General features: G+C 45.0%; 6 protein-coding genes. 3 read left to right on the forward strand and 3 right to left on the reverse strand.

Annotated elements, in window-relative coordinates; genetic code table 11:
- Nucleotides 1-5: 5 nt before the first annotated feature.
- Nucleotides 6-2,135, reverse strand: coding sequence for a cation:proton antiporter (locus ACESTD_RS06810; protein WP_005834700.1), 2,130 nt, complete (start codon nt 2,133-2,135; stop codon nt 6-8).
- Between the two features lie 154 nt (nt 2,136-2,289).
- On the opposite strand from ACESTD_RS06810, the gene ACESTD_RS06815 reads away from it, so the two are divergent.
- Nucleotides 2,290-3,297, forward strand: coding sequence for an aspartate-semialdehyde dehydrogenase (locus ACESTD_RS06815; protein WP_005834698.1), 1,008 nt, complete (start codon nt 2,290-2,292; stop codon nt 3,295-3,297).
- 72 nt (nt 3,298-3,369) lie between these two features.
- Here the strand turns inward: ACESTD_RS06815 and ACESTD_RS06820 are convergent, their stop codons facing one another.
- Both ACESTD_RS06820 and ACESTD_RS06825 read right to left on the reverse strand, forming a co-directional pair.
- Nucleotides 3,370-5,268: a RagB/SusD family nutrient uptake outer membrane protein gene (locus tag ACESTD_RS06820; protein ID WP_005834695.1), complete on the reverse strand. Its 1,899-nt coding sequence runs from the start codon at nt 5,266-5,268 to the stop codon at nt 3,370-3,372.
- Nucleotides 5,269-5,287: 19 nt separating this feature from the next.
- Nucleotides 5,288-8,629 (reverse strand): TonB-dependent receptor, encoded by a 3,342-nt coding sequence (locus ACESTD_RS06825; protein ID WP_005834694.1) that lies wholly within the window; start codon nt 8,627-8,629, stop codon nt 5,288-5,290.
- Nucleotides 8,630-9,033: 404 nt separating this feature from the next.
- Here ACESTD_RS06825 and ACESTD_RS06830 point away from each other — a divergent pair, with 404 nt between their 5' ends.
- Together ACESTD_RS06830 and ACESTD_RS06835 are read left to right on the forward strand one after the other, a co-directional pair.
- Nucleotides 9,034-9,882, forward strand: coding sequence for a hypothetical protein (locus tag ACESTD_RS06830; RefSeq protein ID WP_005824933.1), 849 nt, complete (start codon nt 9,034-9,036; stop codon nt 9,880-9,882).
- A gap of 412 nt (nt 9,883-10,294) precedes the next feature.
- The gene (locus ACESTD_RS06835) at nt 10,295-13,690 is read left to right on the forward strand and encodes a TonB-dependent receptor (protein ID WP_005834692.1); all 3,396 of its coding nucleotides are present in this window, start codon (nt 10,295-10,297) and stop codon (nt 13,688-13,690) included.

Genomic DNA, 13,690 nt, shown 5'->3' on the forward strand with positions numbered 1-13,690 from the left:
AATCGTCAATTCTTCTTGAACCATTTATAGAACCATTTGCCTACCTTCTCGTAGTGCTGCGACTCGTTGTTACCACGCGGGTTGGAGAAGGATACCGCATCCTGCGGCTCGCCCAGTTGGTCGGGATAGAGTACTATCAGGCTGTTATTTGCAAAGTACTTGCTGATTTGTGCCGGTAGCTTCTCGAAGGAGCTGTCATAGGAGATGGAGCCCCGGCGGGCACTGATAATCACTAACAGATGGTCAAAGTTCACTTGTCCGGTCAATATCAGTAAGTCCCCCCAATCGTCCAGGCGGGAAAAGTCTGTCAATGTCTGTCCATATTTGGCTTTCACCAGCCCTTGAAGATGGGCGGTAGTCTCTTCATTGGCATAAAAATGCACCCGACAGCCCAAAGTACTCCCCAACCGGCAGAAATGTTCCACCCACTTCAGGAATCCCGCCTCATACTCGGCTTTCGGAGGTACCGCCACAATCACCCGCCTGATTGTGTTAATGGGCATCAGGAACTTGGAAACCATCACCTCGCGATGCAAGCCCTTCAGCAGATTCTCCGTCAGCATACCGAAGAATGAATCCACAATATTGACTTTACGGTGCAGACCTATAATGACATCCGTTACCGCATATTCTTTTGCTGTATGGATAATGCCCGAAGCGATATTCAAGTCGTAACGCGTGATTTGCCTCAACGGCACATCTGCCGAGGCCGTTATCATGGCAGCCTTTTCCAGATAGCGTTTCCCACGCAATTCGGCACTTTCAGAACTGCTATCGTCGTTGATGACATTCAGTGCCAACAAATTATCCCGTTGCTTCGGGTCGCGTATCACCAAAGAAAGATTTATCAGGTCTTCAATCGTATCGGGGTTGGCTATCGGAATCAATATCTTCTCCGCTTCCACGGAGCGGTTTTCTTCCAGATGCGCCTCCTCCATGGCAATCTTCCGTGCGGCACGCTCCGTAATGAACGAGCTCACAATGCAAGTTACAAGAATCAGCAGGACGGTACCATTCAAAACATCATCGTTCAGCAAGCGTTCCCCATTGGGCAGAATGATGTTGTACCCCACCAACACAGCCGCCAGCGTTGCCGCTGCTTGTGCATTGCTCAATCCGTACATCAGCTCCCGTTCAATCCCTCCCATCTTATATATTTTCTGCGTCAGCCAGCAGGCAATCCATTTACCTGCCAATGCCACCACAATCATTACAGCCGCTACTTTCAGAGCATCGCCATGACCGAAAATCACATGCACATCAATCAACATACCCACGCCTATCAGGAAATAAGGAATAAACAAGGCGTTGCCCACAAACTCCAGATGGTTCATCAGCGGAGAGACATGCGGAATCAGCCGGTTCAATACCAAACCTGCAAGGAAAGCACCCAGGATGCCTTCCATCCCCACAAACTCCATCAATCCGGCTCCGAGGAAAACCATGGCAAGCACAAATATGAACTGCATCACATTGTCATCGTACCTCCGGAAGAACCAACGGCCTATGCGTGGAAACAGATATACAATCAAAATACCCAGGAAGATAACCTTTATGACAAGCCATACCCAGAAGAAGCCGTCCGACTCCCCCTTGAACATACCACCCACAACGGCCAGAACCAGCAAAGTGAGTGTATCCGTAACCGCCGTTCCTCCCACTGCAATACTCACACTGCGATGCCGCGACACACCGTAACGAATCACGATGGGATAGGCCACCAGTGTATGCGATGCATACATACTTGCCAGTAGGACAGAGGTCAGTACCCCGTACTTCAACAAAGCTATATTCGTTACCAAGCCTATGCCTATGGGCACAATAAAAGCCAAGAGCCCCAGAACAAGCGCTTTGCCCCGGTTCTGTTTGAAGTCCCCCATATTCATTTCCAGACCGGCAAGGAACATGATGTAATACAAGCCTACTTTGCCGAAAAGCTCAAAACTGCTGTCACGCACCAAGATATTGAAACCATGCTCCCCAATGACAAGCCCCGCCAGTATCATTCCGATAATGTGCGGAATACGAAGCTTATTCAACAATATGGGAGCAAACAATATAATGAGGAGTACAAGGAGGAATATCCATGTAGGGTCGGTGATGGGAAGTTTCAAGCTGAAGTCAAACCAATCCATAGGCTATAAGTTTTAGGTTTTGAATGCAAAATAACGAAAAACTTTTCACTTTATGCGGTGTTATACAGCATTTTGTTATAAATTTGCGACCAATTCTATCTTTTTAGAGATAGTATTTCACTTTTTTATAAACTTAATTTAAAACAAAAGAAAAATGAAAGTAGCTATTGTTGGAGCAAGCGGAGCCGTGGGACAAGAGTTCCTGCGAGTGCTCGATGAAAGAAATTTCCCGTTGGACGAGTTAGTATTGTTCGGTTCTAAACGCAGTGCCGGAACCAAATATACCTTCCGCGGTAAACAGATCGAGGTGAAACTCTTGCAACACAATGATGACTTTAAAGGGGTTGATATCGCTTTCACTTCCGCAGGCGCAGGCACCTCCAAAGAATTTGCCGAAACCATTACCAAGTACGGAGCAGTGATGATTGACAATTCCAGCGCTTTTCGTATGGACGACAATGTACCTTTGGTAGTGCCCGAAGTGAATGCCGCCGACGCCAAAGAACGTCCTCTCGGCATCATCGCCAACCCCAACTGTACTACTATCCAAATGGTAGTGGCACTGAAAGCCATCGAACAGCTTTCCCATATAAAGACCGTACACGTTTCTACCTATCAGGCTGCCAGTGGTGCCGGCGCCGCTGCCATGGATGAGTTGTACGAGCAGTACCGCCAGGTATTGGCAGGCGAACCCGTAACCGTTGAGAAATTCGCTTACCAGCTGGCATTCAACCTCATTCCGCAAATCGACGTATTCACCGAAAACGGCTATACCAAAGAGGAGATGAAGATGTTCAACGAGACCCGTAAGATTATGCACTCTGACGTAAAAGTCAGTGCTACCTGCGTACGTGTTCCCGCTCTCCGCTCCCACTCCGAAAGCATCTGGGTAGAAACCGAGCGTCCCATCTCCATCGAAGAAGCCCGCGAAGCATTTGCCAAAGGCGACGGACTGGTGTTGATGGACAACCCGGCAGAAAAGGAATACCCCATGCCGTTGTTCCTCGCGGGCAAAGACCCGGTTTACGTAGGCCGTATCCGCAAGGACCTCAGCAACGAAAACGGATTGACGTTCTGGATTGTGGGCGACCAGATTAAGAAAGGCGCTGCACTGAATGCGGTGCAGATTGCAGAATACCTGATTAAGGAAAAGGCACTGTAAGAGAACAATGAATAAAAAATAAGGGATGTCCTAGAAATGACATCCCTTATTTTTATAATCCACTTTATGGTATTACCAGCCTGGGTTCTGAGTCAACACCTGACCTTTATTCTCATAAATAGTCAGCTGTGCAGCCGGTATGGCACGCAAATAGTAGCGTTCCGAATTCAATTCACCAGCCTTGAATATACGAAGTTCCTTTTCACGAAGATAATAAATATACCCTTTTTCAGTATCCTCATTACCCGGATTCTCCGGGTCGAACAGATAGAGCACTCTCTTGCCGGAATCATCTTTTGAAGATATTTCCGGATAATCGGCCATATTGACATAAGCACCCAGGAAAGACATGGCAGGATAACCATTTGCATCTTCTGAGTTTAAGTATTCAAACTTGGCCCAACGACGGAGGTCTTCACCACGACGGCCTTCCATAATCAACTCAATACGACGCTCACGACGGATTTCCCACAAAACCGGATTGACATCAGGGTCACGGGCAGGGTCATTGATAACAACTCCATTCACACTCAAGTTGCCGCCATTCAGTTGAACTTTCGGCATTGTCTTGGCTTCAGTATCTCCCCACTTCGTCAGCTGACGGTCACGGAGTTCATTGATAGACTTGTCAAGGTCACTCTGAGTGAAAGCGTTACCACCCACTTGGGCAATCTCATAACGCGCCTCTACATAGTTCAGCAATACTTCCGCATAGCGGATGCACGGCGCATCAGCCGGACTTAATCTACCGGTACAATAATCCAGACCAGCCACCCACCACTCGTCGTTCAAGAACTTTTTGGTAGGATATCCCGTTGGTGATGTACCTTCGGTATAATTTGTCCCCATGGCGCTCATGATACGAAGACTGTCGGCAACTGTTTGATACAAACGCGGGTCACGGTCTTGAAATGACTTCTGAATACTCGGGTCTTCCTTACCTTGATACAGCGGAGACTGACCTATCGGCAAACCGTCACTACAAAGATAAGTGTTGATTACATCTTGCGTAACACCACCCTGAGTCTGATCTTCCGGACCATTGTAGGACATCAAAGCATTACACTGCAAACCGCTTGTATATTCACGATACCAGATGACTTCCGGATTGTTAGCCAAATCGTCCGTAGTAAACAAAGCATTATAGGTATTGCCTATTGAATAGATACCAGAGTTCATCACTACCTCTGCACCATTAATGGCTCCTTGCAGCAAGTTCTTAATATCACCATCCGCCACCTTCTCTGAAGTAGGACCTACAGTAGTACCGTGATACTTCAGCCATGTGGCATGATACAGCATTTCGCGTGACATATACGCACCAACCACATATTTGTTGACTTGGCGCTTCGTATCATCCGTACGTACATTATCCAATGCATATTGAAAATCCTCTTGTATCTTCTGCGCTACATACAAATAAGAATCACGGTCTTTATAAAGAGCCGGGTCTGCCGGGTCTGTCACCTTATCGTAGTAAGGAACACCGCCATAATACTTTGCCAGCGTACTATAGGCCATTGCACGGAAATAGCGTGCAATACCTTCCCAGTGTCTCTTGGCTTCGTCCGAAATATTCATTCCGGGAATCTTCTCAAGCATGACATTGGCTTTATAAATAACACTATAATTGCCCGACCAAGTTCCTGTCTGGCTATTCCAGTCCGTAGTGGCAGAAGTGGAGAAATAAATATATCCTGAACCGTTTGTATTTGCATTATTCAGATTGATAAAATCATCCGTATAGTCATCTCCAGAGAAATAACCGGCAAAAACAGTATAGTCGGTACCATATCCTGTAAAGTAGGAAGAATAGAAGTCTTGCGCATAAGTACGCAAAGAAGTTTCAGTCTGCCAATAAGTGTCATTGGTCTGCTTGTCCTGCGGGTCTTTATTCAAAAAATCGTCGCAACCGCAGAGCGAGCCCATTGCCAACGCACAAACGATGTATAATAAATTTTTCTTTTTCATAACTGCAATTACTATTAGATTATAAACTAAGCTGAATACCGAACGACACTGTCTTCTGGTATGGATAGCTACGGCCAAAGTTACGCTGGTCACTCTTACCACTGGCCGTACGTATTCCTATTTCCGGATCGATAGCAGGTTTCACACCGTCGATGGTGAAAAGGTTTTCACCAGTGAAATAAACACGCAAACCTTGCACTTTGAATTTACTCAACCAAACCTTAGGAAGAGAATATCCTACAGTAAACGTCTTCAGACGCAGATAAGCCATATTCAGCAAATAGCGGTCATTCACGCTATAGTTACCCGAAGCAGACTGCTTGTAATCCATCGGACGGGGATAGAAAGCATCTGTGTTTTCGGGAGTCCAATAATCCTCAGCACCTTTGTAGAAGGGTTCACCGGTAGTAAAGCCTGGTAATACCTGGTTACCTGCCGCCCAAAGTTTTCTTTTGGCTACCCCCTGGAAGAACATGCTTATATCAAAGCCTTTCCAAGCAGCATCCAGATTCAAACCAAACTGTAAACGCGGCAGGGCGTTACCTATAACACTAAGGTCACCCTTGTCATTTGTATTGGTCTGTTTTACGATTTCACCGTTGTTGTCGAGGTCTTTATAAAGCACATCACCGGGAGCAAATTGATAACCGGCAGGGAATACTTTAGTCTGGTCGGGCAAACCGGCTTTCAAAGAACCGTCAGCATTAAAGTCATCTTCCGTCAAGAAACGGTCGAACTGCAAGCCCCAGATATCTCCCAAAACCATACCTTCTTTATAAGCACTCTTATCCCACCAGCCGGTAGCTCCATAAGAAGGAATCTTTGTATTATACGTCCACTTGGTTACTTCAGTCTTGTCATCGGCAACAGAAGCCGTCACGCCAAAGTGCAGACCATTCTTGAAGGTATGGCGATAGTCAATGGCAAGTTCCCATCCTTTGGTCTGGATAGTACCCATATTTTCATATGGAGCGTCAGCACCCAATGTGGCAGGTAGGTTGGCAGTAGTCAAAATATCACTGGTAGTACGGTTATACCAATCAAACGTTACTCCCAAAGCGTCATTGAAGAAACGGGCATCCAAGCCAAGGTCAAGTGTAGTAACCTTCTCCCAAGTAAGGGTTGAAGACACAATAGTCGGTTTTTGTGTTGACTGTACTTTCTTTCCATCGATAATCCAACTGTCAACAGAAGTGGACAGAGTGGAGATATAACGGTCGGTACCTACATCCTGGTTACCGATCATACCCCAAGAACCACGAACCTTCAAAGTGCTCAAATAAGGTTTCAACGACTGCATGAAAGGTTCCTCTGAAACCCGGTAGCCTGCAGACATAGAGGGGAAGAAACCGAAGCGGTTGCCCGAAGGGAAACGGGAGGAGCCGTCATAACGGCCGTTCAGCTCCAACATATATCGGTCTTTATAAGAATAATTAAGACGTCCGAAGAAACCTGCTACAGACCACCATGTATGCGAGGAGCTTGTAGTCTGGTCACCTGTAGCCAGATTCAATTCCGGTTTTGCGGGGTCGAGCAGACCTTTGCGTTGTGCCCAGTAATATTCATATTCGCTCTTTTCAAGGCTGGAACCTGCCATCGCCTTAAAGTCATGATCTCCCCAGCGTTTGGCATAAGTTGCCACGAAATTGGCTGTCAAATTCTCCGTGCGTCCGGTTTCCTGATATACATAATCATAAGTAGCAGCAGATAGATAACTGCCATAAGAATCACGTAATGCCTCAACAGACGGACGGGCAGTGAAGATTTCATAACCACTGGTCAAGCTCGGTGTACCATACTTCTTATAGCGATTTTCCACGCTGCTATAAGCAATATCTATATCCAGTGTTAAATCTTTGATAGGCTTGATAGTTGCACCACCTGTCAAACGCAGATACTCACGTTCTTTTGTGGTAATAGGAGCACTTTTCTGTTCGGTCAAGGCGTTACGGAACTCCTTGCCTTCAAAAGTACCGTAAGGCATCATCGGCTGCCAACGATACAGATAGTACATCGGGTCGTAAAGATCACTGTTATAGTTGAATGGCTTATCGTAGTCAGAACGGGTGAACATGACACCTGTACGGATAGACACATATTGGTTCAATTCAGAGTTCAAAGAGATATTGGCATTGTAACGCTTATAGTTGTCTGAATTGACTTTCATCATACCATCCTGGCTCAGATATCCCAAAGCGATATTGTAATTAGTCTTTCCGTTGCCACCGTTGATAGAAAGGCTATGGTTCTGTTGCGGAGCCCAGTCTTTGATGTATTCATCATACCAGTCCCAAGTACGGATAAAGAACATACCGCCATCGCGGAACTCAAAGTCACGACCCAATTCCATCTCACGGCCAAACTGGTCACCATAACCATATTTGTCCCAGTAATCCTTCATTTTCTGTACATGTGTAGCATCCACACGCATATTACCCACTACGTTATAAAATGCGGTAGACCCCTTAGTCTGATTGATTACACCTTGCAAGTTAATATCAGCCTGCTGCCATCCCGGAAGTTGTTCGGGCGTCTTGGTCGGCGTACGCCATGCAAAGTTATTGGTATATTTTACAGAGAGACGTTCATGTTTACTTCTTGATTTTGTGGTAATCAGCAATACACCAAATGCACCACGGGCACCGTAAATAGAAGCAGAAGCGGCATCCTTCAATACAGAAATACTTTCAATATCGTCCGGATTCACCATAGAAATATCCGTTACTTCCACATTATCTACCAGAATCAACGGTTTGGAGTCACCATTTGGAGAACCGATACTACCACGAATCTTGATAGTAGGCGCACCACCTATCTCACCGGAGTTAGTAGTAATGGTCAATCCCGGTACCGCCCCCTGCAAGGCACGGCCTATATCCGTGATAGGACGGCTATCAATTGTTTTGTTCACGTCCACGGAAGCCACCGCACCGGTCAGGTTCACCTTTTTCTGTGCACCATAGCCTACTACGACAACTTCATCCAACAATTCCGTATCATCTTTCAAAACAACCTTCATTACCGAAGTTGCCTTGACTTCTTGAGTAGTATATCCCACAAATGATACTTGCAGAATAGCACCGGGCTTTACATTTAATTTGGAAACTCCATCCAAATCCGTAATACCACCATTGGTCGTACCTTTCTCAATGACATTGGCGCCAATAATAGGTTCACCTTTTGTATCTACAACTGTAACAGTCACAGAGATAGATTGCATCTGTTCTTGTACTCCTTGCGAGTCGTCGGATGCTGTTTGGGCAGCCATCACGTTGCCACTGCCTAAAAACAGAGCACAGATTGCCACCGCCGTAAAGAACTTACCATTGGCAAGTCCTCGTTTTTTGCGATCTTCATTCATAAGTGATTGATGATTTTGTTAATTAAACCAGTTTTTCAAAATTAGGGTAAGGGAATCATATAGTTCGGATTAGTCAGACTATTTCCGAAGGCTTCTTTAATTTCTCATAGGCGTTTTCTTTATTTAAAGGTTCACATTTTTATATTATCTCTCTTTTTTTCTATTTATTTACCAAGTCCAGACGGAACTTGGAATTCAGTCAGATAGTATCTTATTGTTAGTCTGTTATCGTCTTGTTTTGACTAAAACGCGGTTGCGTTGGAAAAGTGGGAATACTTTGTTGGATGATTGAGGATATGAGCAAAAGGGAGATGTATGGCCAGTAAAATGATTTTTTCTTGAAATAGCCTTGGAAAGATTAAAAAAAGCTATATATTTGTATTCAATTCTAAAACTAACTACCTATGAAACTAATTGCAGAAAGTGGTTCTACGAGAACAGAATGGGCGCTGGTTGAAGATAATCGTCTGATACAGCGAGCCTTCACAGAGGGCTTAAATCCTTTCTTTCAAACGAGAAGAGAGATTAGCCGAAGTGTGCGGTTAGGATTACCCGAGCATTTTTTCAAAAGGAAATTGGAACAAGTCTATTATTATGGTGCCGGATGTACTTCTTATGAAAAGAAAAATGTATTGGGAGCTTCATTGGTAGCACAATTCAAAACTCCAATTCAGGTAGAGAGTGATTTGCTGGCAGCTGCACGTGGCTTGTTCAAATGCGAGGCCGGCATTGCTTGTATTTTGGGAACCGGCTCAAACTCATGTTTTTATGATGGGAAAATCGTTGTAAAGAATGTCCGGGCAGGAGGTTACATCCTGGGGGATGAGGGTAGTGGTGCTGTATTGGGCAAAATGTTCTTGTCTGATGTACTGAAAGGTTTGGCTCCTAAAGATGTAACGGCGGATTTCTTTGAGAAGTTCCGTATAAGTCCGAATGAGGTTATGGAATCTGTGTATAACCGCCCGTTCCCCAATCGCTTTTTGTCTACTATATCTTATTTTTTGGCTGATTATACCAATGATGACTATGTATTTGAGCTGATTACCGGTAATCTGAGAAATTTCTTTACTCGTAATGTCTGCCAATATGACTACAAAAATTATCCTATTCGTTTTGTGGGTTCATTGGCTTACAGCTACGCGACCATTTTGCGGGAAGTTGCCCGTGAATTTGGCATCGAACTGGAAATCATTGAAGAAACACCAATGAATGGCCTGATTGAATTCCATTCTTTAAATATAGAAGAACCTTAAATTCTTTATATAATAAGGTGTATAACCTCCTTTTTGCAAATGTATAAATATAAAGTTAAATAAATGCAAAGGAATGTTCTTGATATTAAATAATAATGTATCTTTGTTAGGACGAAATGAATGAATCATTTCTCACCTTTGTTAATAACGAGTTTTTTATCTCTTAAAACAACCAATAGAGTTAAGTAATTAACAAGATTTTAACCTTGTATAATATATAACTAAGTTCCGTCTGGACTTGGCAAACAAATAGGAAAACAAGAGATAATATAAAGTTATGAACCTTTAAAAAGAGAAAATGCCTATGGAAAAAGAAACAATCCTGCAAGTTGAATAGTCTCACTATTCGGCCCTTATTACCCTTACCCTAAATTTAAGAAGTATTTAATTAACAACAAATCATCAATCATTTATGAATGAAGATCACAAAAAACGAGGACTAACACATAGCAAACTCCTCACAGCAGTGGCAATCAGCTCACTGTTATTAAGTAGCGGCAACGTGATGGCTGCACAAGCCAATCCTGATAAATCGCTTGGTGTAACAGAACAATTACAAGCTATCACCATCAGCGGTTTAGTTGTCGATGCAGCCGGCGAACCGATTATCGGTGCCAGCGTAGTAGAAAAAGGGACTACCAACGGCGGAATTACCGACCTAAACGGTAAGTTTACATTGACCGTAACACCGGGAGCAACACTAAAAATATCATTTGTGGGCTATCAGACACAAGAAGTGAAGGCAGCCAAAACGATGAGAATAACTCTGAAAGAAGATACCGAGATGCTGGATGAAGTAGTAGTAGTAGGCTACGGTGTACAAAAGAAGGCTAACTTGACAGGAGCAGTTTCTACAGTGGACTTAAACAAGACAATGGCAGGTCGTCCACAACAAGATGTAGCCAAAGCATTGCAAGGGGCTGTTCCGGGACTAAGCATTCTCACCACAAGTGGTGCCATCGACGAGACAGCCTCCATGCGTATACGTGGTTTGGGGACATTGAGTAATGGAGAAGTCAGCAATCCACTCATTGTAGTGGACGGCGTTCCGATGGATGACATTTCTTTCCTCGATACGCAAGACATCGAAAATATTTCCGTACTGAAGGACGCTTCCGCTTCCTCCATTTATGGAACGCGCGCCGCTTTCGGTGTGATTCTAATCAATACCAAGAGCGCAAAGCCTAGCGAAAAGGTTACCATCAATTACAGCAACAATTTTGCATGGGATCAAGCTACTTACCTGCCGGACTATCCCGATGTACCCACACAATTAAAGATGGGTATCGAAGCCAGTATGAACGGTGGTGCCGGTATGCCTGAATTGTTCGGTATGTATTTCGACAAATTGTTACCTTACGCCGAAAAGTGGCAGCAACAGAACGGCGGCAAGACCGGCTACCGTCCTATGAACCTCTACCAAAGCGATAGTAACGTGGGTGACTATATCGTATTGGACGGCACTCCTTTTTATTATGCTGACTGGGATGTACAGGACATCTACTTCAACAAAGCTGCTCCTTCCATGAGCCACAATGTTTCTATACAAGGAACATCTGGTAAGACCAATTACTACCTATCTTTCGGCTACAACGAAAAGCAAGGACAGATGAAGATTCACCCGGACGAACTAAAAAAGTACAATGCCTCAGTCAATGTCACCACTAATGTTTACGACTGGCTACAGGTGGGTGCACGCATCAACTATAGTCGTAAGAACTATAAACGCCCGGACACATGGGCCAACACCTACCAATATTTGTGGCGTTGGGGTTCTTATTTCATTCCTTCGGGCACAATCGACGGCTATGACACACGCGTCATGGCCATGCAGAAGCAAGCTGCCGATCGTGAAGTGACAACAGACCTGACCCGTATGAACACTTTCTTGAAAGCTGAAATCGTTAAAGGACTGACCCTTAATGCAGACTTTACATATGCCATTCAGAATATGAACAGCGGTTCGCAGGACAACTCCGTTTACGGCATCAATTGGAGCGGGAAACCGGTACCCTCTTACATCGTCACTAAAGGCAATAGCGGTATCTGGAGAGACTTTTCCAAACAGAACACATGGACGGCCAACGCATACGTAAACTATACCAAAACATTTGCCAAAAAACACAATCTGAATGTAATGGCAGGTGTCAACGCAGAAGAAGAGGAATACAAATATCTGTATGGTACCCGCAATGTGATGTACGATCAAGAGGGATACCCCGAACTGAATATGGCTGGCAAGGATGGACAAGATTTGAGTTGGAATCATACATCCCGCGCTTCTGCCGGTTATTTCGGCCGTATCAATTATGACTACAAAGGCATTTATTTATTGGAACTGAACGGACGTTACGACGGTTCTTCCCGTTTCCCCCATACCGACCAGTGGGCCTTCTTCCCTTCTGCATCCATCGGCTACCGCTTCTCCGAAGAAGCCTACTTCGCCCCACTGAAACATATTGTCAGCAATGGTAAGTTGCGTGCTTCTTTTGGCGAAATCGGCAACGAGGCTGTGGGCGACTACATGTTCGAACAATTAATAAGCCAACGGTTGAACAATAAAAGTACCGGCTATATCTATTGGATTGAAAACAATAATGCCAACGCTAATCTCCTGACCATGTATAACATGCCGGATTTGGTATCAAGTACTTTGACCTGGGAGCGTATCCGCACCCTCAATATAGGTCTTGACCTGGGTCTCTTGAATGACGAACTGACTATAGGTTTCGACTGGTTCCAACGTGAGAATCGTGACATGCTGGCACCGGCACAAGTATTGCCGAACACTCTGGGTGCTTCTGCTCCTTATGAAAATGCCGGTACCTTACGTACACGTGGATGGGAGTTGAACTTGAACTGGCGCCATACCTTCGGCGACTTCGACGTATATGCCAACTTCAACATCGGTGACTCCAAGACTAAAGTAACAAAGTGGGACAATGATTCCAAACTGCTCAGCACCTATTACACCGGTAAAACCTACGGTGACATTTTCGGTTTTGAAACCGACCGTTACTTCGAGGAAAAAGACTTCACCAGCCAAAATGCAGACGGCTCATGGAATTATGCAAACGGCATTGCAAGCCAGGCAGGACTGGAATCCGGTAATTTCCATTACGGCCCGGGAGACGTCAAGTTCAAGGATTTGGACGGCAATGGCAAGATTGACGGTGGAAAAGGCACAGCAGACGACCACGGCGATTTGAAAGTCATCGGAAACTCTATGCCACGCTACGAATACAGCTTCCATTTAGGCGGAGCGTGGAAAGGTATCGACCTTGACCTCTACTTCCAAGGTGTAGGCAAACGTGAGGACTGGACGACTTCTTCCCTAAACCTTCCCGCCATGGTACATGCCGACGTAGCCATCTATTCCCACCAAACAAGCTATAACAAAGTGCTTTGGAATTCAGACTATACCGCCATTACCGGTTATGAGGTAAATCAAGGCAACCGTTATCCACGTCTTTATCGTGGTACAAATAATAGTGGAGGTACCGTATCCGGTATAGCTAACGGCTGCAACAACTACTATCCCCAATCCCGCTATTTGACAGACATGTCCTATCTTCGTCTGAAGAACGTAACTGTGGGATATACCCTTCCGAAAGAGTGGACACGCAAAGCCTACATTGAGAAAGCACGTATCTACTTCAGTGGCAGCAACCTCTTTCTGCTCCACAAAGGGAATGACCTTCCAGTCGACCCCGAAATCAGTACAGGCAATGGACTTACAGCCGGTGGATGGGGACGTATAGCTCCTATTACACGCACATTCTCATTTGGAGTCCAGGTAACATTATAA

Origin of the sequence: Bacteroides sp. AR20, from assembly GCF_964250605.1 — a bacterium.
Taxonomy (GTDB): Bacteria; Bacteroidota; Bacteroidia; order Bacteroidales; family Bacteroidaceae; genus Bacteroides; species Bacteroides uniformis.